Raw genomic sequence first — 22,336 nt, 5'->3', positions numbered from 1 at the left:
CTTCATGACCGCCCTGCTTGCCGACTGGCGCCACCGCCCCACCCATCGCCGCGTCTGGGCCCTGGCCGCGCCGATGATCCTGTCGAATATCTCCGTGCCACTGGTAGCCCTGGTCGACAGCATGGTCATCGGCCACCTGCCACACGCCCACCAACTGGGCGCCGTGGCCGTCGGTGCCAGCCTGTATACCTTCCTGGCCTGGGCCATGGGTTTCCTACGCATGGGCTCCACCGGGTTCGCCGCCCAGGCCGCCGGGCGCAAGGATGGCGCGGCGCTGCGGCAAATCCTGTTGCAAGGCTTGCTGCTGGCGCTGGGGCTGGCGATGTTACTGGGCACGGTCGGTATTCCCCTGAGCCATCTGGCGTTGGAATGGATGCAGCCCTCCCCTGAACTGAACCAACTGACCCGCGAATTCTTCCACACCCGCCTGTTCGGCCTGCCCGCCGCCCTTGCCAGCTATGCGCTGGTCGGTTGGTTCCTCGGCACACAGAATGCGCGGGCGCCGCTGGCGATTCTGCTGACCACCAACCTGGTCAACATTGCGCTTAACCTGTGGTTTGTACTCGGCCTGGACTGGGGCGTGGTCGGCTCCGCCCGCGCCTCGGTGATCGCTGAATGGACCGGCGCGCTGCTCGGCCTGGCACTTACGCAAAAAGCCCTGCGCGCCTACCCTGGCCATATCGCCTGGGCTGCACTGAAACTGTGGCAAAGCTGGAGGCCGTTGCTGGCGGTCAACCGCGACATTTTTATCCGCAGCCTGGCCCTGCAGTCGGTGTTCTTCATGATCACGGTGCAAGGCGCACGGCTGGGGGATGCCACGGTCGCCGCCAATGCCTTGCTGCTCAATGGCCTGTTGCTGACGGCCCATGCGCTGGATGGCCTGGCTCACGCCGTCGAAGCCCTGTGCGGGCACGCCATTGGCGCCCATGACCGCCAGGCGTTGCGCCGCTCGCTGGTGGTTGCCTGCGGCTGGTCGCTGATCGCCAGCATCGGTTTCGCCCTGTTGTTCACCTTCGGCGGCCATCTGTTTATCGCTATGCAAACGGATATTCCCAGTGTGCGCGAAACCGCCGACATCTACCTGCCTTACCTGGCGGTACTGCCGTTGATAGCGGTGTGGAGTTATTTGCTCGATGGACTGTTTATCGGCGCAACGCGGGCGCGGGAGATGCGCAATGGGATGTTGCTGACGGTGCTGTTGGTGCTGCCGATTGCCTGGGCGTTGCAGGGGTTGGGTAACCACGGGTTGTGGGTAACCTTCCTGCTGTTCATGGCGGTGCGCAGCCTGACACTCTGGGCGATAGCCTGGCGCTTGAATCGGCAAGGGCTGTGGCTGGGAGCAAACTGAAGGAATGCAGACCCAAATGTGGGAGGGGGCTTGCTCCCGATAGCTGAGTGTCAGTCAACAGACTCATTGACTGATCCACCGCTATCGGGAGCAAGCCCCCTACCACATATATTACGAGGACAGGTACGAAGAACGGGTCAAGCCCAGGCGCAACGCATCCAGGAACTGGGTGCGCTCAGACGCGGAGATCTTCGCACTCGCACACTTGTCGCGGTAATGCGTCATCAACTCCTCCGGCGACAAGTGCACATAGCGCAGCATGTCTTCGATGGTGTCGTGGGTCTCGATCCCGGCGCTGTACACCGAACCGTCTTCACGCTGGTAGATGTTCACCGAGTCGGTGTCACCGAACAGGTTGTGCATGTCGCCCAGGATCTCCTGATACGCGCCGACCAGGAAGATACCCAGCAGGTAGTCTTCACCTTCGTTCAAGCCGTGCACCGGCAGGCTGGTCTCGATGCTCTGCTCGTCGACGTACTGCTTGATCTTGCCGTCGGAGTCGCAGGTCAGGTCTTGCAGCACGGCACGGCGCAGCGGCTCTTCGTCGAGGCGGTGCAGCGGCAGGATCGGCAGGACCTGGCCGATGGCCCAGGTGTCCGGCAGGCTCTGGAACACCGAGAAGTTGCAGATGTACTTGTCGGCCAACTTGTCGTTGAGCTCGTCCAGCACCTGGCGATGCGAACGCTGGCGGGCTTTCAACGAGTTGTGCAGGCGGCGGCACACGGCGAAGTAGCACTGTTCGGCCAGGGCTTTTTCGGCCAGGGTCAGTTTGCCGTCGGCGTACTGGGTGGCCACGTCGCTCATGTAGTGGGTGGCGCGCCAGTAGGTTTCGGTGACCATTTCGATGTCGGTCGGACCGAGCAGGTCCACCAGCCATTGCACGGTTTCCGGCAGGCTTTCCTTGTTTTCAATGGTCGGGATTTCGTCGTTGTGCTTCTCGACATCAGTGACTTGCACCACCAGCATGGCGTGGTGGGCGGTCAGGGAGCGACCGCTTTCAGAGAAGATATTCGGGTGCGGCAGGCTCTGCGCATCGCAGAATTCCTTGAGCATGCCCACGACCACGCCGGCGTAGTCGTCCATGTCGTAGTTGATCGAGCTGGCGTTACGCGAGTGGGTACCGTCGTAGTCCACGCCCAGGCCGCCGCCGACGTCGATGTGGTCCACCGGCAGGCCGAGGTTGCGCAGTTCGCCGTAGTAACGAATAGCTTCCTTGAACCCGTGCTGGTAGTCGGCCAGGTTGGCGATCTGCGAACCCATGTGGAAGTGCAGCAGGCGGATGCCCTGGTCCAGGCCGGCCGCGCGGAAACGCTCGACCACCGACAGCAACTGCGCCGCCGACAAGCCGAACTTGGATTTCTCGCCACCGGTGTCCGCCCACTTGCTCGATGCCAGGGAAGACAGGCGCACACGCAGACCCACCTGAGGCTTGACCTTGAGGCTGGCGGCCTCTTCGATCACCAGCCCGACCTCGGATTCTTTCTCGATCACGATAAATACGTTGTGACCAAGCTTCTGCCCCATCAACGCCAGGCGGATGAACTCGCGGTCCTTGTAACCGTTGCAGACGATCGTGCCACCCTTCGGCGCCAGGGCCAACACGGCCAGCAGCTCGGGCTTGGAGCCCGCTTCCAGGCCGATGGAAACGTTCTGGGTGGCGATGATGTTCTCGATCACCGCTTCCTGCTGGTTCACCTTGATCGGGTACAACGCGGTGTACTTGCTCTGGTATTCCAGGCGTTCGATATTCGAATCGAAGGCGCCGGTGAGTTGGCGTACACGGTCTTGCAGAATGTCGGGGAAACGCACCAGCAGCGGCAACGACAGGCCGCTTTTACGCAGTTGATCGACCTGCTCGTACAAATCGACCGGCGTGCTGTTCGGACCGTTGGGGCGGACTTCTACGCGACCGGCTTCATTGATCGCGAAATAACCGGCCCCCCAATGGCGGATCCCGTAAACACTGCGGCTGTCCGCAACTGTCCATTGGCTGCCATCGTCTTTGCGTGTGCGTCGTACGGACATCGAAGTCCCCTATAAATGAAGGCGAAGGCGCCACCTCAAGCGGAGGCTGGCGCAGTCTAAAGAATGAAAATGACGATTTGCCTGCAAGAAGGTCAGACCCCACTCGCAGGACAGAGTTTAGCCACAGGTTGGGAAGAGGCTTTCAGCCGCCGGACTTCTTGGCCTTGTAACCGAGCTTGATCAACTCGGCCAACAGCAGTTCGACGTGATCACCCTGAATCTCGATGACCCCGTCTTTCAACGCACCACCGGTGCCGCAGCGCTTTTTCAGCGTGGTGGCCAGCTCCTTGAGGGCATCTTCGGCCAGGGGCACGCCGGTGATGGTGGTCACCGTTTTGCCGCCACGGCCTTTGCTCTCGCGTCGTACGCGGGCAATGCCATCACCTTCGGGGATCAGGGTCTGTTTGCAGGTACACGAATCCACGGGCTGACGACAGTCCGGGCAGTGTCGACCTGCGTCGGTGGAAAATACCAGGCCACCAAGGGCGGCGAAGGATGCGGCTTTTTTGGCCACCGGCAATCCTCTTGGGAGGATGAAGACTGATCGGCGCCGCAAAGGGCGGTGACCGACCGCGAAGCCCCACTCAGGCAGGGGCAGCGCTACCGAACCGCTAATGTGGTTCGGGTGAAAAGGCGCGCAGTGTAACGGCAAAAAGCGAAGTTGCTAAGAGCCAAATGGCGCCAATTTATGCAACTTTAGCGACGTGAGGCGAGATAGCGCCGCAGACCTTCTTGAGCATCCGGGCAATAGGGCTTTTGCTCGGCCTCGGCAAGCACCGTTTCGAGGGGCAGAAAGCGTGCATCCATGACCTCTTCAGGCTGCAAACACAACGGGCCGTCCCATACGGCAGAGTAGGAAGTGCACCACAGGCGGCTGTCACCATCTTCAAAGTAAAAATGATCGTGCTCGACCAACTCCACTCCACTTACGCCCAGCTCTTCGGCCAATTCTCGCTGTGCCGACAGGGCATAGCTTTCCCCCGCCGCCACCATACCGCCAGCCGCCGTATCCCAAAACCCCGGATACAGGGCCTTGCTCAAGGTGCGCCGATGCACGCACAGCTCGCCCTTGGAATTGAATAGAAAGATAAAGGTGCAACGGCCAATCAGGCCGCGCTGGCGCAGGTCGGACCTGACCAGGTGGCCGAGCAGCTTGTCCTGCTCGTCGACCCAGCAGATCAGTTCAGCATCGGAGGCCGCACGGTGTTCGGCCTCCTTTTGAGTAGCGTCCATCATCAACCCTGGTTGAGGAGCTGACGCAAGTCGATCACTGCAGCGTTTGCCCGGGAAATATAGTTGGCCATCACCAACGAATGGTTCGCCAGTACCCCGAAGCCACTGCCGTTAAGAATCATAGGACTCCACACCGGCTCCTGCGAGGCCTCCAGCTCACGAATGATCTGGCGCACGCTGACGGTGGCGTTTTTCTTGGCCAGCACGTCGGCAAAGTCGACTTCGATGGCGCGCAGCAGATGGGACAAGGCCCATGCCTGGCCACGGGCTTCGTAGAACACGTTATCGATCTGCATCCATGGGGTTTCCACCACTTCTTCATCGACTTGCGGCACTTCGCCCGGCGCCAGCGCCTCGGTTTTAAGCGCGGTGTTCAGTTTGACGCGGCCGACGCTGGCCGACAGGCGCTGGGACAGCGAGCCCAGACGGGTCGCCACATCGCCCAGCCAGTTGTTCAGGTTGTCGGCACGCGCGTAAAACAGTGCGCCGCGCTGGTTCGGGTCAGACAGGCGCGCTTCGTAGCGGCTCAGGGAGTTGATGCCTTCCTGGTATTCCGACTCGCTCGAAGGCAGCACCCAGCTCTTGTTATCGAAGTTAAACCGCGGTTCGGCCTTGGCCAGGTCCGCGTCTTCAGCCGACTGCGACTGGGAGCGAGCGAAGTCTTTGCGCAGTGCGCGGGTCAGGTCACGCACCTGCACCAGCACGCCATATTCCCAGCTCGGCATGTTGTCCATCCACAAGCCCGGCGGGAAACGGTCGTTGGAGATGTAGCCGCCAGGCTTGTTCAGCAAGGTGCCGACCACGGTCTTGAGGGTTTCGACCGTGGTGTAGCCCACGACCATCTGCTTGCCTTCCTTCTCGGCGGCAAGCTGGGCGTTCTGCTGGACCGGAAACAGCGCCGGCTCCTGGCTCCAGTACCAACCCAGGCCACCGGTGACCAGCAGGTACAGGCCGATAATGCTGAGCAAAGCCCGGCTCATCAGCAAGTTGCGAAAATAGCTGCGGTTGGCCGACTTGGGCTCAGGGGCGGGGCCTTTGGCACTGCCTTCACGGTTTTTCCAGTCCAGCATGGCGATATCCTTTCAATCACTTGAGTTCATGCACGTCAATTGTCCGGGTGCGTTCAGACACTCCGACCACAACCCTACCCCATCGTGCCCATCGTTGCGGGGCTTTTACGCGAAAGTGGCGCACAAGCAAGGTTGGACTATAAAGGATGCACGCTTTTTACGCTGCGCGACCCGCGAGTCAATAACTGAATATCCGGCACGCAGACTTAATTGACGTATGACACTCATGCAACAGAAAAGAGGTGCTAGCATAGAGCCATCAGTCGACCTCAGCATGCACCCTCACAGTAGTCAGGATATGACCGAGTCAGAAGACCCTAGCCGCGAGCGTCTCAAGCAGCATTTTGCCCAGCGGGTAATTCATCAGGCACGTCAAATTCTTGAGATCTGGCAGCGCCTGCAACGCGGCGAATGGTCGAACGCCGACTTTTCCGAACTCAGCGAAGCCAACCTGCGCCTGCAGCGCTTCGCCGAGCGTTTTGAACAGCCCGAACACCGCCAACTGGCCCAGCATATTGGCCAAACCCTCCAGGCGGTGGACGAAAACCGTGGCCGTTTGAGCAGCCAACTGATCACCGAACTCAACCGCTTGATGCAGCGCCTGTCGCGCACCGGCCTGCGTCAGGGTGACCAGCTTGAGCAAACCCTGCTGCCACCGATGCGCAAACCGATCTACGTGATGCTGGCCGACCACGACCGCGCCGAGCGCCTGGCCAAGCAGCTGGAATTCTTTGGCCTGAGTGCCCAATCCCTGGACAGCGTCGCGGCTTTTCACACGGCCATGGCCGAGCGCCTGCCGTCAGCAATCGTCATGGACGTGGACTTTTGCGGCCCCGGCCTGGGCCTCACCCTCGCCGCGCAAGCCCAGGAGGGCCTGGAGCAAAAGCTGCCGCTGTTGTTTTTCAGCCTGCACGAAACCGACACGCCCACGCGCCTGGCCGCCGTGCGCGCCGGAGGTGAGGAGTTCCTGACCGGCACCCTGGAGGCTTCGAGCCTGCTGGAAAAGATCGAAGTGCTGACCTGCGTTGCCCAGTACGAGCCGTACAAAGTGCTGATCATTGACGACTCGCGGGCCCAGGCGCTGCACACCGAGCGCCTGCTCAACAGCGCCGGGATTGTCACGCGCACCTTGATCGAACCGATCCAGGCGATGGCCGAACTGGCGGATTTCCAGCCCGACCTGATCATCCTCGACATGTATATGCCCGCCTGTACCGGCACCGAACTGGCCAAGGTGATTCGCCACAACGACCGTTACGTCAGCGTGCCGATCATCTACCTGTCGGCCGAAGACGACCTGGACAAACAGCTGGACGCGATGAGCGAAGGCGGCGATGACTTCCTGACCAAACCGATCAAGCCGCGCCACCTGATCACCACCGTGCGCAACCGCGCAGCGCGGGCGCGCAACTTGAAGGCGCGGATGGTGCGCGACAGCCTGACCGGGCTGTACAACCATACGCATATCCTGCAATTGCTCGAAGACTGCAGCTTTCGCGCCCGCCGCGAGAACAAGCCATTGAGCTTTGCGATGCTGGATATCGACCACTTCAAACGAGTCAATGACAGCCACGGCCACCCCATGGGCGACCGGGTGATCAAGAGCCTGGCGCTGTTTCTCAAGCAGCGCCTGCGCAAGACCGACTACATCGGCCGTTATGGCGGTGAAGAGTTTGCCATCGTGATGCCCGACACCGACGTGGAATCGGCCTGCAAGGTACTGGACGACATTCGGCGGCGCTTTGCAGAAATCCACTACCCCGCCCAACCGCAGGATTTGTGGTGCACCTTCAGTGCCGGCCTGGTGGAGTTGTGTGACGGGTGCGACAGCCTGACGATGGCCGCCCAGGCTGACGAAGCGCTATACCTTGCCAAGGACGCCGGACGCAACCGCGTGCAAGCCGCGCGCGCATCAAAGCAAAGTGCCATCTTTTCACCGGAATCCACCGAATCGGTCATAACTCTGTAACGCAAGCGCAATAACTTCAGGCACTTATCTTTTGCCGTCGGTTGAAACCCCGCATGCGCCTCAAGCTGCTGACCAATCTCAATACCCTTCTGCTGGTGGCCGTATGCCTGGCCCTCGGGGCGACGCTGTGGTGGTCGCAACGGGCGCTGGAGCGGCCTTATTTATTGATGGAGCGCTACCTGGGCCTGTCCCAGGGCTTTCAAAACCAGGCAGCGCGCAATATCGACGACTACCTGGCCAGCGGCGATGCCCTGCGCCTGAGCAGCGCCAGTCAAAGCCTGGAGAGCCTGTTGCAGCAACTCGCGCAATTGCCGGCCGAGTTAGCGCAAACCCTGCACCCCAGCCTGGCGGACCTGGAAACCTTCAGTAAGACCGACCTGCTGGCTGCAGGCAAGCTGGCCGGCGACCCGCAAGCACTGTTGGTTCAGGCCGAGCGCGAACTGGGCGCAAACCTGGAGCAACTGAGCCAGTACGCCAGCGGCGTCAACTCCACAGACGCAGCACGCTACCTGCCTCCCCTGCTGACCGCCTCGCAGCATCTGGGCAAACTGTCCCTGGCCCGCGACAAGCTGGTGAGCAGCGGCCGCGCCGAGCTGGCCGACGAGGTGGAGCGCGAGATTGCCACCATGCGCACCCAGGCCGACCTGTTGGCGCAGTTGCCATTGCTTGGGGTAAAGGCCAGCGCCGAATCCAACGTTGACGATTTCTCCGCGTTGATGGGCCTGGAAAACACCGAAAAAACCGCAGCCCAGGACACCGGCGTCGACCTCAAGCGCGAGCTCAACAGCCTGTTGACCCGCTACCCCGCCGAACTCCAGCGCACCCGCGAGCAGATCCAGCAGCGCGCCGACCTCGCCGCTGCCACCCACCTGAAGATCGCCAACGTGCAACAGGCCATCGCCGGCCTGGAGCCGGTAGTGCGTGCACAGCACGCCAGAATCCAGGGCGAGGTGCGTGTGCTGCAAGGCGTGATGATCGGCCTGATCCTGTTGATCGCACTGCTGATCGACACGCTTCAACGGCGCCTGGCACGGGTGCTGACCAATCTGGCACCGGCCTTGTCGACCTGGGCCGAAGGTAATTTCAGCCAGCCGATAGCCCTGGGCAAGACCAACCATGAACTGCACGCTATCGAAGCCTCCCTGAACCGCCTGCGCGCCTATCTGGTGGGCCTGGTAGGCACTATTCGCGGGAATGCCGAAGCAGTGGCCGGCAGCAGCCGCGCCCTCGCCGAACTGAGCAGCGGCCTGCACGACGGCGCCGAGCGTCAGGCCGGCGACACCGCGCAAATCCGTGACTCCCTGGGTGAACTGGAAGCCACCATCCAGCAAGTGGCCGGGGATGCCAGCCAGGCTGCCGGCGCCAGTCGCAGTGCAGGCTTTGCTGTGGAGCAAGGCCAGCGCGTAATCGGCCTGAGCCTGACCGGGTTGCACGCCTTGGTGGGCGAAGTGCAGCAAAATGCGCAGATGATCGAGAAACTCGCGGAAGAATCCGCCACCATCGGCGGCGTGCTGACCGTGATTCGCTCGATTGCCGAGCAGACCAACTTGCTGGCGCTCAATGCCGCTATCGAGGCGGCTCGCGCCGGTGAAGCCGGACGCGGCTTCGCGGTGGTGGCCGACGAAGTCCGTTCCCTGGCCCAGCGCACCGCTGGCGCTACTGCCGAAATCCAGGGCCTGATCGCCGGCCTGCAAACCGCCGCCCATCAATCGGTACAAGGCATGCGCGCCCAGGTTGAACACGCCGAAGCCACCGCCCAGCAAGCCCAGGCAGCAGATGGTGCGCTGGATGAAATCGTCGGCGCGATCCAGACGATTTCCGAGACGGCGGTACGCATTGCCGATGTGACTGCGCAGCAGAGTGGGGCCGTGAGTGAGATTCGCGATAACAGTGAGCGGATTCACCAGCTGGGTGAGGATAACTTGCTGCGCATAGGCCAGGGCCGTAGCCAGGGTGAGCACCTGTTGGTGCTCGGAGGGCAACTCAACACTGCCGTACAAGCCTTCCGCGTCTGACCCGCTCTCCCGCCCTATGGAGATCAAATGTGGGAGGGGGCTTGCTCCCGATTACAGTGTGTCAGTCTCAATACCTGTAGCTGATCCACCGCTATCGGGAGCAAGCCCCCTCCCACATTTGATCTTCAGTGGATTCAAGACCGTGTTCAGCATGACCGGATTCCGGGCCACAGTCACAAATTTCGCGCAATCCTCGCTAATCGTGCTGGCTACTGCATAGAACTGGACAGTCACAAAGGCTTTGCGGCATAGTCGCCGGGTTCTGCCGCACCCCTACCAATAACAAGGAACAGCCGATGGCGACCTTACTGGTTCTTCATGGACCCAACCTGAACCTGCTTGGCACCCGCGAACCGGGCGTCTACGGGGCAGTGACCCTCGACCAGATCAACCTCGACCTGGAAAGACGGGCCCGTGAAGCCGGCCACCATCTGCTCTACCTGCAAAGCAATGCCGAGTATGAATTGATTGATCGCATCCACGCCGCGCGTAACGAAGGCGTGGACTTTATCCTGATCAATCCCGCCGCTTTTACGCATACAAGCGTTGCATTACGTGACGCGCTGCTGGCGGTGAGCATCCCATTCATCGAAGTGCATTTATCGAACGTGCACAAACGCGAAGCTTTCCGCCATCACTCTTACTTCTCCGATGTAGCGGTAGGAGTGATCTGCGGCCTTGGCGCCAGCGGTTACCGACTGGCCCTGGAGGCCGCCCTGGAACACGTTGAAGAACAGGCTAAACGCCCCTGACCGACCCTTGGGAGTTGATGATTCATGGATATCCGTAAAGTTAAGAAACTGATCGAACTGCTGGAAGAATCCGGTATCGACGAGCTGGAAATCAAGGAAGGCGAAGAGTCCGTACGGATCAGCCGTCACAGCAAGACCCCGGCCCAACAGTTCTACGCACCGCAGATGCAAGCACCGGCTCCTGCCGCTGCCGCCCCTGCCGCCGCTCCAGCCGCTGCCGCAGCCCCTGCTGCCCCAGCCGCACCAGCGTTGAACGGCTTCGTGGTCAAGTCGCCAATGGTCGGTACTTTCTACCGCACCCCGGCACCGACCTCGCCAGCCTTCGTTGAAGTAGGCAAGACCGTGAAAGTGGGCGACACCATCTGCATCGTTGAAGCGATGAAGATGATGAACCACATCACCGCTGAAAAAGCCGGCGTCATTGAATCCATCCTGGTAGAAAACGGTCAGCCGGTTGAGTACGACCAGCCGCTGTTCACCATCGTTTGAACCGCGGAGCGCCTTCGATGTTGAAACCTGCGAAGAAACTGCAAAAAGTCCTGATCGCCAACCGCGGCGAGATCGCGCTGCGTATCCTGCGCGCCTGTAAGGAAGAGGGCATCAAGACCGTCGCTGTTTACTCGACGGCCGATACCGAATTGATGCACGTGAAACTGGCGGACGAAAGCATCTGCATCGGCCCGCCACTGGCCACGAACTCGTACCTGAAAGTCTCGAACATCATCGCTGCCGCAGAAGTGACCGGCGCTGATGGCATCCACCCGGGCTACGGCTTCCTCGCGGAAAACGCCGACTTCGCCGAACAGGTGGAAAAATCCGGGTTTGCCTTCATCGGTCCCAAAGCCGAAACCATTCGCCTGATGGGCGACAAGGTCTCGGCCAAGGACGCCATGATTGCAGCGGGCGTGCCGACCGTTCCAGGCTCCGACGGCCCACTGCCTGAAGACGAGGAAACCGCTCTGCGCATTGGTCGCGAAGTCGGTTACCCGGTGATCATCAAGGCCGCCGGTGGCGGTGGTGGTCGCGGTATGCGCGTGGTGCACAAGGAAGAAGACCTGATCGAAGCCGCCAAGCAGACCCGCTCCGAAGCGGGCGCCTGGTTCGGCAACCCGATGGTCTACCTGGAGAAGTACCTGACCAACCCACGTCACGTGGAAGTCCAGGTGCTGTCCGACGGCCAGGGCCACGCCATCCACTTGGGCGACCGCGATTGCTCGCTGCAACGTCGTCACCAGAAAGTGTTGGAAGAAGCCCCGGCACCGGGCCTCGACGAAAAAGCCCGCCAGGAAGTCCTGGCACGCTGCGTCAAGGCGTGCATCGACATCAACTACCGTGGCGCCGGTACCTTCGAGTTCCTCTACGAGAACGGTCGCTTCTACTTCATCGAGATGAACACTCGTGTGCAGGTAGAGCATCCGGTTTCGGAGATGGTCACCGGTATCGACATCGTCAAGGAGATGCTGAGCATCGCCGCAGGTAACGTGCTGTCCTTCACCCAGGACGACGTGAAGATGCACGGCCACTCCCTGGAGTGCCGCATCAACGCCGAAGACCCGAAAACCTTTATCCCAAGCCCTGGCCTGGTCAAGCATTTCCACGCGCCCGGCGGCAACGGCGTACGTGTGGATTCGCACCTGTACAGCGGCTACAAGGTTCCGTCCAACTACGACTCGCTGATCGGCAAGCTGATCACCTGGGGCGCGACCCGCGACGAGGCCATGGCCCGTATGCGCAACGCCCTGGACGAAATCGTGGTCGACGGCATCAAGACCAACATCCCGCTGCATCGGGACCTGGTTCGCGATGAGGGCTTCTGCGAGGGTGGTGTGAACATTCACTACCTGGAACACAAGCTGGCCAACCAGTAAGTGCTCCACCCAACAAAGCCGCCTTCGGGCGGCTTTGTTGTTTCTGCCCCCCAGCTTTCAGGCCATACACAGTACAAATGTGGGAGGGGGCTTGCCCCCGATTGCAGTGTGTCAGCCTCAGTATCTGTAACTGATCCACCGCTATCGGGGGCAAGCCCCCTCCCACATTTGGTCCGCATTCACTCAGTAATGTCGTCTTCTGCTGCCCGCTCGCGTAAACTTGCGCGCTTTCGCGGCCTACTCGCTGCACATTCATTTTTTCAAAGGTGCCCGCCATGCCTTGGCTGCAAGTCCGTCTCGCCATCAGCCCAGAACAAGCCGAAACCTACGAAGACGCTTTCCTCGAAGTGGGCGCTGTGTCGGTGACCTTCATGGACGCCGAAGACCAGCCGATCTTCGAGCCGGAACTCAACACCACGCCGCTGTGGTCCCACACCCACCTGCTGGCCCTGTTCGAAGACGGCACCGATGCCGCCGCCGTACTGGCCCATATGGAACTGCTCACCGGCGGCCCGCTGCCCGAGCATCACAGCGAAGTCATCGAAGACCAGGACTGGGAACGCAGCTGGATGGATAACTTCCAGCCCATGCGCTTCGGCCAGCGCCTGTGGATCGTGCCAAGCTGGCACGCTGCTCCCGAGCCAGACGCCGTCAACCTGCTGCTGGACCCGGGCCTGGCGTTCGGCACCGGCACCCACCCCACCACCGCCCTGTGCCTGGAATGGCTGGACGGCCAGGACCTGACCGACAGCAACGTACTGGACTTCGGCTGCGGCTCCGGGATCCTGGCGATTGCCGCGCTGCTGCTGGGCGCCAAGGAGGCCGTGGGCACCGATATCGACGTGCAGGCCCTGGAAGCCTCCCGCGATAACGCCGGGCGTAATAACATCGCTGAAGGCAAATTCCCACTCTATCTACCTGAAGATCTGCCCCAGGTACAGGCCGATGTACTGGTCGCCAATATCCTCGCCGGGCCGCTGGTGTCGCTGGCACCGCAACTGTCGAGCCTGGTCAAGCCGGGTGGGCGCCTGGCGCTGTCGGGTATCCTCGCCGAGCAAGGTGAAGAAGTGGCTGCGGCCTACGCCAGGGATTTCGAGCTGGACCCGATCGCCAACCGTGATGGCTGGGTACGCATCAGCGGTCGTCGGCGCTAGAATGAGCGCTTGTCTGAATCGGATGGCCGCATGACCGACAGTTTCGTCACCCAGTGCCCGCATTGCCAAGCCCGCTTCCGTGTCAACCACGCTCAGTTGAGCGTGGCCCGTGGCGTGGTGCGCTGCGGCTCGTGCCTGCAAGTGTTCAATGCCGCTCGCCAGTTGCTGGAGCAGCGCGCCCAAGTGTCGGCAGCCGAACCTGAAGTGCCCGCGGTGGTCGAGCCAACGCCTGAACCCCCGCGAGCCATCAGCCAGAAACAGTGGACAGCCCAGGAGCTGGACCTGGACAACCTGGACCTGGACGAAGAACTGGCCAAGCTCGAGCGCCGCGAGATTCAGCACACTCAACCCCAGGGCGCGGAGCGTCGGCAACCCGGCACCGATCGTCGGCACAAGGAAGACACCCTCAGCGCCAGCCGCGACACGGTCAAGGCCGAGGAAGAACAATGGGCCGCCAGCCTGTTCAGCGAGCCCGCGCAAGAGCGCGCAGGCGGCGACGAAGACGAGCCTGAACCAAGCAATACCCGGCAGCGCACCGAACCGTCCATGTCGCTGCACAGCGAAACCATCGACGACGAGCCAACCCTGCTCTCGCCCCTGCATGACGACGAGCCCGACCCGCCCTTCACGCCCCTGACCCCAGCGGCAGAAGAAGCCGATGAACGCCCGCAATCACGGCGTAAACGCCCACGCACCGAGGCCAGCGTGCACGACGCCGTGCTCCAGGACCTTGAAGACGACCCGCTGCACCTCTATGCGCAGAAACGTCCGTCGGGCTGGGGCCGCCGCCTGATCTGGATCCTGCTGGTGCTGATCGCCGCCGCCGGCCTGGCAGGCCAGTACATCGCCTACCAATTCGACGAACTGGCCCGTCAGGACGCCTACCGTCCGTGGTTCCAGCAGCTGTGCCCGAAATTGGGTTGCTCCGTGCCATCGCGGGTCGACATCGCCCATATCAAGAGCAGCAACCTGGTGGTACGCAGCCACCCGGAGTTCGCCGGTGCGCTGGTGGTGGATGCAATTCTCTATAACCGCGCGACCTTTTCCCAGCCGTTCCCGCTGCTGGAACTGCGTTTTGCAGATTTGAACGGCAGCCTGATCGCCAGTCGTCGCTTCAAACCCGCCGAGTATCTGAGCGGCGAGTTGGCTGGCGTCAGCGAAATGCCTTCGCAGACACCGATCCACATTTCCCTCGACATCCTTGATCCCGGCAACAAAGCCGTGAACTACAGCCTGAGCTTCCACTCGCCCGAGTGAAACGGCACACCCGAAGAGGTTTGACGGCGGATTATTGACTTGACCGACGTCAACCAAACCGGTGGCGATAAAAAAATAACTGTTCAGATTTTATCCAATTCAGCCTTTAACCCGTCATCGAGAGCGGGTATCATGCCAACCCTTTTTCGAACTCTAATGATCCGGCCCCACAACAGGGAAGTCCTATGTCGGCGGTACGCATCGGCCCATATACATTGCAGAACGGCTTGATCCTCGCCCCGATGGCGGGTGTCACCGATCAGCCCTTTCGTCAGCTGTGCAAGCGTTTGGGCGCGGGTCTAGTAGTCTCTGAAATGGTTACCAGCGACATGAGTTTGTGGAACACCCGCAAATCGCGGATGCGCATGATCCACGAAGGTGATCCCGAGCCACGCTCGGTACAGATCGCCGGGGGTGATGCGCAGATGCTGGCGGATGCGGCCCGGGCCAATGTGGAGCTGGGTGCACAGATCATTGATATCAACATGGGCTGCCCGGCCAAGAAGGTCTGCAACAAGGCCGCCGGTTCCGCCCTGTTGAAAGATGAGCAGTTGGTCGCCGAGATCCTGCAGGCCGTCGTTGGCGCAGTCGATGTGCCGGTGACCCTGAAGATTCGTACCGGTTGGGACCGGGACAACAAAAATGGCCTCACAGTGGCAAAGATCGCTGAACAGGCCGGGATTACAGCGCTGGCGGTGCATGGCCGTACCCGCGCCGACCTTTATACCGGTGAAGCCGAGTACGACACCATTGCCGCGATCAAGCAGGCCGTGTCGATGCCGGTATTTGCCAATGGCGACATCGACTGCGCCGAGAAAGCCCGGCGTGTGCTGCACGCAACCGGTGCCGACGGATTGTTGATTGGCCGGGCCGCCCAGGGGCGACCGTGGATTTTTCGCGAGATCGAGCATTTCCTGCGCACTGGTGAAGTCTTGCCGGCGCCGGAGTTGGTCGAAGTGGAACGTATTCTGCTGGAGCATCTGGCCGCCCTGCACGCCTTCTATGGGGATGTGATGGGCGTACGCATTGCTCGCAAGCATGTCGGCTGGTATCTCGCCACCTTGCCGGGCGCCAAGGAATTTCGCGCTCAGTTCAATCGTTTGGATGAAACGCAGGCACAGGTCGCCACCGTTCGTGAGTTCTTCGCCGAACGTGACAAGAGCCTGGGAACAGGGGATGGAAAAGGGGTGGCCGCATGACGATGATGACCGAGACTTTAGTGAGTGGAACAACACCCGTGAGCGACAACGTCAATTTGAAACAGCACCTCAACACGCCCAGCGAAGAAGGCCAGACCCTTCGCGGGAGTGTCGAGAAAGCGCTGCACAATTATTTCGCCCACCTTGAGGGTGCTTCCGTCACGGACGTGTACAACCTGGTGCTCTCCGAAGTCGAGGCGCCCTTGCTCGAAAGCGTGATGAACTACGTCAAGGGCAACCAGACCAAAGCCAGTGAGCTGCTGGGCCTCAACCGTGGCACCTTGCGCAAAAAGCTCAAGCAGTACGATTTGCTGTAAGCATTCAATCAAACCAGAAAGGCGCCCGCGTAAAACCGGTCGCCTTTTTTGCTGACTCCTTTGCTTTTGATGGAAATTGAAATGACCGACCAGACTACCCGCCTGCCGATCCGCCGCGCCTTGATCAGTGTTTCCGACAAGACCGGGATCCTCGAATTTGCCCGGGAGCTGGAAGCCCTGGGTGTGGAAATCCTCTCCACGGGCGGGACCTTCAAACTGCTGCAGGACAACGGCGTGGCCGCAGTAGAAGTCGCGGACTACACCGGTTTCGCAGAAATGATGGACGGTCGCGTCAAGACCCTGCACCCGAAAATCCATGGCGGCATCCTCGGCCGTCGCGGCATCGACGACGCCATCATGACCGAGCACGGCATCAAGCCGATCGACCTGGTGGCCGTTAACCTCTACCCATTCGAAGCCACCATCAACAAGCCAGGCTGCGACCTTCCCACCGCCATCGAGAACATCGATATCGGCGGCCCGACCATGGTGCGCTCGGCGGCCAAGAACCACAAAGACGTGGCCATCGTGGTCAACGCCAGCGACTACGCCAACGTGCTGGCAAACCTGAAAGCCGGTGGCCTGACCTACGCCCAGCGTTTCGACCTGATGCTCAAGGCGTTCGAACACACCGCAGCCTATGACGGCATGATCGCCAACTACATGGGCACCGTGAACCAAGCGGCTGACACCTTGAGCACAGAAGGTCGCAGCCAGTTCCCGCGCACCTTCAACAGCCAGTTCATCAAGGCCCAGGAAATGCGCTACGGCGAGAACCCGCACCAGAGCGCGGCGTTCTACGTGGAAGCCAAGCCTGCCGAAGTGGGCATTGCCACCGCGACCCAGCTGCAAGGCAAAGAACTTTCCTACAACAACGTGGCCGATACCGACGCCGCGCTGGAATGCGTGAAGAGCTTCGTCAAACCGGCCTGCGTGATCGTCAAGCACGCCAACCCGTGCGGCGTGGCCGTGAGCCCGGACGCTGAAGGCGGTATCCGCCAGGCGTACGAACTGGCCTACGCCACCGATACCGAATCTGCGTTCGGCGGCATCATTGCCTTCAACCGCGAGCTGGATGCCGAGACCGCCAAGGCGATCGTCGAGCGCCAGTTCGTCGAGGTGATCATCGCGCCAAGCGTCAGCGAAGAAGCCCGCGCCATTGTCGCCGCCAAAGCCAACGTGCGCCTGCTGGCCTGCGGCGAGTGGTCGGCCGACCGCGCCGCTGCCTGGGACTACAAGCGCGTCAATGGCGGCTTGCTGGTACAGAGCCGCGACATCGGCATGATCGGCAGCCAGGACTTGAAAGTGGTGACCAAACGCGCCCCGACCGAGCAAGAGATCAACGATTTGATCTTTGCCTGGAAAGTCGCCAAGTACGTTAAATCCAACGCCATCGTCTACGCCAAGAACCGCCAGACCATCGGTGTCGGCGCCGGCCAGATGAGCCGTGTGAACTCGGCGCGTATCGCCGCGATCAAGGCAGAACACGCCGGTTTGCAGGTGGTGGGTTCGGTAATGGCTTCCGATGCATTCTTCCCGTTCCGTGATGGCCTGGATAACGCCGCGAAAGCCGGTGTTACTGCCGTGATCCAACCGGGCGGCTCGATGCGTGATGCAGAAGTGATTGCCGCTGCTGATGAAGCCGGCATCGCCATGGTCTTCACCGGTATGCGCCACTTCCGCCACTGATCCCACTCGATCGAAATGTGGGAGGGGGCTTGCTCCCGATAGCGGTATTTCAGCAGGTTGATTATTTGACTGATACACCGCAATCGGGAGCAAGCCCCCTCCCACATAAAGCGCACTTGCGGCGCCTCACAGAATTTGCTTCATCCGAGGTTTTTGAAATGAATGTTTTGATCATTGGCAGCGGTGGCCGTGAACACGCCCTGGCCTGGAAAGTTGCCCAGGACCCACGTGTCCAGAAAGTCTTCGTCGCCCCCGGCAACGCCGGTACCGCCATTGAGGCCAAGTGCGAAAACGTCGCCATCGACGTACTGGCCCTTGAGCAACTGGCAGATTTTGCCGAGAAGAATGTTTCCCTGACCATCGTCGGCCCGGAAGTGCCACTGGTTGCCGGCGTCGTCGATCTGTTCCGCAGCCGTGGCCTGGATTGCTTCGGCCCGACCGCTGGCGCCGCCCAGTTGGAAGGCTCGAAAGCCTTCACCAAGGATTTCCTGGCACGCCACAAGATCCCCACCGCCGACTACCAGAACTTCACCGAGATCGAGCCGGCCCTCGCCTACCTGCGCGAAAAAGGCGCACCGATCGTGATCAAGGCCGATGGCCTGGCTGCCGGTAAAGGCGTGATCGTCGCCATGACCCTGCAGGAAGCCGAAGACGCCGTGCGCGACATGCTCGCCGGCAATGCCTTTGGTGATGCAGGTTCGCGCGTGGTGATCGAGGAATTCCTCGACGGCGAAGAAGCCAGTTTCATCGTAATGGTCGACGGCAAGAACGTACTGCCCATGGCCACCAGCCAGGACCACAAGCGCGTCGGCAATGGCGACAGCGGCCCGAACACTGGCGGCATGGGTGCTTACTCCCCGGCGCCAGTGGTCACCAGCGATGTGCATCAGCGCGTCATGGACCTGGTGATCTGGCCGACCGTGCGCGGCATGGCCGACGAGGGCAACGTCTACACCGGTTTCCTCTACGCCGGCCTGATGATCGACAAAGCCGGTAACCCGAAAGTCATCGAGTTCAACTGCCGTTTCGGCGATCCGGAAACACAACCGGTGATGCTGCGCCTGCAATCTAGCCTGGTGCTGCTGGTGGAAGCGGCGCTGGCCCAAGCGCTGGATAAGGTCGAAGCACAGTGGGACCCACGCCCGAGCGTCGGCATCGTGCTGGCGGCCGGTGGTTACCCTGCCGATTACGCCAAGGGCGATGTGATTGAAGGTCTGGATGCCGCCGCTGCGCTGGAAGGCAAGGTGTTCCACGCAGGTACCGCGCTCCAGGACGGCAAAGTTGTAACCGCAGGTGGCCGTGTGTTGTGCGCCACCGCAATGGGTGCCAGTGTCGATGCAGCACAACAGCAGGCGTACAAGCTGGCTGCGAAAATCGACTGGAAAGGTTGTTTCTACCGCACCGACATCGGCTACCGTGCCATTGCCCGTGAACGCGGCGAGAACAGCTGAGAGCTACACTTGCAGTAGCTATCCGTTCGGTTAGGTAAGGGCCTTTGGCCCTTGCCGTACACATGTCGCCCCGCGCATAGTTAACCCGTGCATCAACCTACGAAGGGATTTCGCCGTGCGCTGGCTCAGGATCGCCATAGGTTTCACAGTCAGCTTGCTGACCCTGCTCTGCCTGCTCCCGGCCCAGGCCGCCGCACAAGGCAGTGGTTGGGCGGTATTGCTTGATGAACAGGCCGACCTGCAACTGAGCGACATCCGTTCCGCCCGCTACACCAATCAATTCAGCCCCATCGAACTGGACCGGATCACTGCCGCGCAGCCGGACGGTGCGTTGTGGGTGCGCTTCAGGCTGCAGCCCGGCAAGCACGAACAAGTGCTGCGGGTCTTTGCCCCGGATCTTTCCAGCCTGAGCCTGTATGTACTGGACGGCGATACCCTGGTGGAGCAACAAACCACCGGCACGCGCCAACCCCAGGTTGAACGCCCGCTGCCCAGCAGCGATTTCATGCTGCCGATGCCCCAGAGCCCACGACCTCTTGAGGTGTACCTGCGCCTGGTCTCGGAACACGAACTGCGCCCCTACATCACCCTGGAACCTGCAGTACTGGCCGCCGCCAACCAGAACCAGACGCTGATCTACGGCCTGCTGTTCGGCGTGCTGCTGATGCTGATCCTGCACAACCTCACGCGCTTCGCCTACCACCGCTCGCGCAGCAGCCTGTGGCTGGCCGCCTGCGAATTGCTGTTGATGCTCAGCCTGGCGCTGCTGCTCAACCTGGTGGGGCCATGGCTGCCGAACTGGCACGCGATCCAGACCCCTGGCGCCTACCTCGCCCTGTTGCTGACCGCACCTTGCGGGTTGATGTTCGCCTACCGCTTCTTCATGCCCCTGGGCCCGCACCCGCTGAACAAGGTGTTGATGGCCGATATCCTGCTGATCGTGCTGTGCGGTCTGCTGTTGTTGTTCGTCAATACCCTGCCACTGAACATCATCACCTATGCCCTGGTGGCGCTGGCCGGCCTGAGCATGTTGTTTGTCTCGGCCTACCACTGGCAAAAAGGCTACCGCCCGGCGCGTCTGTTCGTGGCGGCGATGGTGGTGTTCAACATTGGCACACTGATCATTCTTCCCGCCCTGCTCGGCCTCACCCTGGTGGCGCCGCAGGGCCTGATCGTCACCCTGCTGGGTTTCATCTGCCTCAGCGGCCTGTTGATGAGCCTGGCCCTGGGCGAACGCCAGCGCGCGATTGTCGAAACGCGCTTCAGCCTGAGCCGCGACCTGGCCGCCAGCAACGCCGAAATCGCCGCCAAGGCCGAGTTCCTGGCGAAGATCAGCCATGAAATCCGCACGCCCATGAACGGCGTGCTGGGCATGACCGAACTGCTATTGGGTACGCCGCTGTCGGTGAAGCAGCGCGACTACGTGCAGACCATCCACAGCGCCGGTAACGAGCTGCTCACCCTGATCAACGAGATTCTCGACATTTCCAAGCTGGAGTCCGGGCAGATCGAACTCGATGATGTGCAGTTCGACCTCAACGCGTTGATCGACGACTGCCTGAGTATCTTTCGCGCCAAGGCCGAGCAGCAGAATGTCGAGCTGATCAGCTTTATCCAGCCCCAGGTGCCACGCGTGATCAGCGGCGACCCGACGCGCCTGCGCCAGGCGTTGTTGAGCCTGCTGGAGAACGCCCTGCACAAGACCGATGAAGGCGAAGTGCTGATCGTCGTGGCCCTCGACGAGCGCAGCACCAAGCCCCGTTTGCGCATTGCCGTGCAGGACAGCGGCGTGCCGATGGAAGCCGCCGAACGCGACGCGCTGCTGCACAGCGAACTGCACAGCAAGAACTTCCTCTCGGCGACACGCCTGAGCGGTCACCTGGGCCTGGTCATTGCCCGCCAGTTGATCCTGCTGATGAACGGCGAATTCGGCATCAAGAGTGGCAGCCATCAGGGCAGCACCTTGTGGCTGACCCTGCCGCTGGACCCGGAGCGCCTGGAGCACCCGACGTCGGATCTCGACGGCCCGCTCAAGGACGCCCGCGTGCTGGTGGTGGACGACAACGACACCTGCCGCAAAGTACTGGTGCAGCAATGTTCGGCCTGGGGCCTTAATGTCAGCGCCGTGCCGTCCGGCAAGGAGGCCCTGGCGCTGCTGCGCACCAAGGCACACCTGCGCGATTACTTCGACGTGGTGCTGCTGGACCAGAACATGCCGGGCATGACCGGCATGCAACTGGCGGCGAAGATCAAGGAAGACCCGAGCCTGAACCACGACATCCTGCTGATCATGCTCACCGGTATCAGCAATGCGCCGAGCAAGATCATCGCGCGCAACTGCGGGATCAAGCGCATCCTCGCCAAACCCGTGGCCGGTTATACGCTCAAGACGACCCTGGCCGACGAACTGGCTCAACGCAGCAAAGGCGCAGCCATTCCACGCCCCGCCCCCAGCGCACCGGTGGCGGTGACTGTGCCGAGCGACTTCCGCATCCTGGTAGCCGAAGACAACAGCATCTCCACCAAAGTGATTCGCGGCATGCTCGGCAAACTCAACCTCAACCCGGACACCGCCAGCAACGGCGAAGAAGCCCTGCAAGCGATGAAGGCCCAGCGCTATGACCTGGTGTTGATGGATTGTGAAATGCCAGTCCTCGATGGATTCTCCGCCACCCAGCAGCTGCGCGCGTGGGAAGTCAGCCACCAACGCGTACGCACGCCGGTGGTAGCGCTCACGGCGCATATTCTTTCGGAACATAAAGAACGCGCACGCCAGGCCGGCATGGACGGGCATATGGCCAAGCCGGTGGAGCTATCACAGTTGCGCGAGCTGGTGGATTACTGGGTAGTGCAGCGCCAAAAGCTTCCTGAGCGCAGCACCATTTCCTGATTTGAAATACCATCCCCTGTGGGAGCGGGCTTGCTCGCGAAGGCGGCCTGACAGCCGACACAGTTATACCGAGTACATATCCATTCCTGCGGTAACGGC

The 22,336-nt window shown here is 61.3% G+C and carries 17 protein-coding genes; 13 read left to right on the top strand and 4 right to left on the bottom strand.

Going from position 1 to position 22,336, the window contains the following annotated elements:
* Nucleotides 1-4 precede the first annotated feature (4 nt).
* On the top strand, nucleotides 5-1,348 hold the full coding sequence (locus E4O97_RS07265) for an MATE family efflux transporter (protein WP_103733873.1): 1,344 nt from the start codon (nucleotides 5-7) through the stop codon (nucleotides 1,346-1,348).
* A gap of 111 nt (nucleotides 1,349-1,459) precedes the next feature.
* On the opposite strand, the gene speA is transcribed toward E4O97_RS07265, so the two are convergent.
* From speA to E4O97_RS07245, 4 genes are all read right to left on the bottom strand, one after another.
* Nucleotides 1,460-3,373, bottom strand: a complete 1,914-nt coding sequence (gene speA / locus E4O97_RS07260; RefSeq protein ID WP_005784410.1) for an arginine decarboxylase — start codon at nucleotides 3,371-3,373, stop codon at nucleotides 1,460-1,462.
* A 142-nt stretch (nucleotides 3,374-3,515) separates the two neighbouring features.
* On the bottom strand, nucleotides 3,516-3,887 hold the full coding sequence (locus E4O97_RS07255; RefSeq protein WP_005784408.1) for a translation initiation factor Sui1: 372 nt from the start codon (nucleotides 3,885-3,887) through the stop codon (nucleotides 3,516-3,518).
* Between the two features lie 182 nt (nucleotides 3,888-4,069).
* Nucleotides 4,070-4,606: an NUDIX hydrolase gene (locus E4O97_RS07250; RefSeq protein ID WP_103733875.1), complete on the bottom strand. Its 537-nt coding sequence runs from the start codon at nucleotides 4,604-4,606 to the stop codon at nucleotides 4,070-4,072.
* Between the two features lie 2 nt (nucleotides 4,607-4,608).
* Nucleotides 4,609-5,676 (bottom strand): DUF2333 family protein, encoded by a 1,068-nt coding sequence (locus tag E4O97_RS07245; protein ID WP_003188197.1) that lies wholly within the window; start codon nucleotides 5,674-5,676, stop codon nucleotides 4,609-4,611.
* Between the two features lie 298 nt (nucleotides 5,677-5,974).
* Here E4O97_RS07245 and E4O97_RS07240 point away from each other — a divergent pair, with 298 nt between their 5' ends.
* From E4O97_RS07240 to E4O97_RS07185, 12 genes are all read left to right on the top strand, one after another.
* Entirely contained in the window at nucleotides 5,975-7,645 is a 1,671-nt protein-coding gene (locus E4O97_RS07240) for a PleD family two-component system response regulator (RefSeq protein ID WP_005784403.1), read from the top strand.
* Between the two features lie 53 nt (nucleotides 7,646-7,698).
* Nucleotides 7,699-9,660, top strand: a complete 1,962-nt coding sequence (locus tag E4O97_RS07235; protein WP_248161036.1) for a methyl-accepting chemotaxis protein — start codon at nucleotides 7,699-7,701, stop codon at nucleotides 9,658-9,660.
* Between the two features lie 296 nt (nucleotides 9,661-9,956).
* The gene (aroQ, locus tag E4O97_RS07230; RefSeq protein WP_032878109.1) at nucleotides 9,957-10,412 is read left to right on the top strand and encodes a type II 3-dehydroquinate dehydratase; all 456 of its coding nucleotides are present in this window, start codon (nucleotides 9,957-9,959) and stop codon (nucleotides 10,410-10,412) included.
* Between the two features lie 24 nt (nucleotides 10,413-10,436).
* Nucleotides 10,437-10,901 carry an acetyl-CoA carboxylase biotin carboxyl carrier protein gene (gene accB / locus E4O97_RS07225; protein ID WP_003188191.1) on the top strand — a complete coding sequence of 155 codons (465 nt, stop codon included), beginning with the start codon at nucleotides 10,437-10,439 and terminating at the stop codon, nucleotides 10,899-10,901.
* 17 nt (nucleotides 10,902-10,918) lie between these two features.
* A complete protein-coding gene (gene accC, locus E4O97_RS07220) occupies nucleotides 10,919-12,280 on the top strand; it encodes an acetyl-CoA carboxylase biotin carboxylase subunit (RefSeq protein ID WP_003188188.1) in 1,362 nt (453 codons plus the stop codon).
* A gap of 275 nt (nucleotides 12,281-12,555) precedes the next feature.
* Nucleotides 12,556-13,434: a 50S ribosomal protein L11 methyltransferase gene (gene prmA / locus E4O97_RS07215; RefSeq protein ID WP_032878110.1), complete on the top strand. Its 879-nt coding sequence runs from the start codon at nucleotides 12,556-12,558 to the stop codon at nucleotides 13,432-13,434.
* A gap of 30 nt (nucleotides 13,435-13,464) precedes the next feature.
* Entirely contained in the window at nucleotides 13,465-14,691 is a 1,227-nt protein-coding gene (locus tag E4O97_RS07210) for a DUF3426 domain-containing protein (protein WP_248161035.1), read from the top strand.
* 185 nt (nucleotides 14,692-14,876) lie between these two features.
* Nucleotides 14,877-15,890 carry a tRNA dihydrouridine synthase DusB gene (gene dusB, locus E4O97_RS07205; protein WP_032878112.1) on the top strand — a complete coding sequence of 338 codons (1,014 nt, stop codon included), beginning with the start codon at nucleotides 14,877-14,879 and terminating at the stop codon, nucleotides 15,888-15,890.
* Entirely contained in the window at nucleotides 15,887-16,207 is a 321-nt protein-coding gene (fis, locus tag E4O97_RS07200; protein WP_002555375.1) for a DNA-binding transcriptional regulator Fis, read from the top strand. The genes dusB and fis overlap by 4 nt, the downstream gene beginning before the upstream one ends.
* An 81-nt stretch (nucleotides 16,208-16,288) precedes the next feature.
* Nucleotides 16,289-17,896, top strand: a complete 1,608-nt coding sequence (gene purH / locus E4O97_RS07195) for a bifunctional phosphoribosylaminoimidazolecarboxamide formyltransferase/IMP cyclohydrolase (RefSeq protein WP_032878113.1) — start codon at nucleotides 16,289-16,291, stop codon at nucleotides 17,894-17,896.
* 158 nt (nucleotides 17,897-18,054) lie between these two features.
* Entirely contained in the window at nucleotides 18,055-19,347 is a 1,293-nt protein-coding gene (gene purD, locus E4O97_RS07190; protein ID WP_103733880.1) for a phosphoribosylamine--glycine ligase, read from the top strand.
* A 115-nt stretch (nucleotides 19,348-19,462) separates the two neighbouring features.
* A complete protein-coding gene (locus E4O97_RS07185; protein WP_032878117.1) occupies nucleotides 19,463-22,237 on the top strand; it encodes a hybrid sensor histidine kinase/response regulator in 2,775 nt (924 codons plus the stop codon).
* The last annotated feature ends 99 nt before the right edge of the window (nucleotides 22,238-22,336 follow it).

Origin of the sequence: Pseudomonas sp. W15Feb34, from assembly GCF_023127765.1 — a bacterium.
Taxonomy (GTDB): Bacteria; Pseudomonadota; Gammaproteobacteria; order Pseudomonadales; family Pseudomonadaceae; genus Aquipseudomonas; species Aquipseudomonas synxantha_A.
Note: the sequence above shows the minus strand (reverse complement) of the source record. Positions and strands in the feature narration are given on the sequence as shown.